Annotated in this window: 1 protein-coding gene; it reads left to right on the forward strand. The window is 52.8% G+C overall.

Going from position 1 to position 252, the window contains the following annotated elements:
* Positions 1 to 252, forward strand: a 252-nt coding sequence (locus AYC59_RS08535) for a SulP family inorganic anion transporter (RefSeq protein WP_245620606.1), incomplete at both ends; no start/stop codon positions are given.

A 252-nucleotide genomic window follows, 5' to 3' on the forward strand; every position in this document is an offset into this window, starting at 1 on the left:
GTTTATATACCGCAGCTGTTGCGGGGATTGTCATTGCTCTGACGGGAGGGTCACGCTTTAGCGTTTCCGGTCCGACTGCGGCATTTGTGGTAATTCTCTATCCCGTTTCGCAACAGTTTGGACTGGCAGGACTGCTGGTTGCGACCTTGATGTCGGGGATCTTTTTGATTCTGATGGGGCTGGCACGCTTTGGTCGCCTGATTGAGTATATTCCGGTTTCCGTCACCTTAGGTTTCACCTCGGGTATCGGGA

Origin of the sequence: Pseudostreptobacillus hongkongensis, assembly GCF_001559795.1 — a bacterium.
GTDB classification, from domain to species: domain Bacteria; phylum Fusobacteriota; class Fusobacteriia; order Fusobacteriales; family Leptotrichiaceae; genus Pseudostreptobacillus; species Pseudostreptobacillus hongkongensis.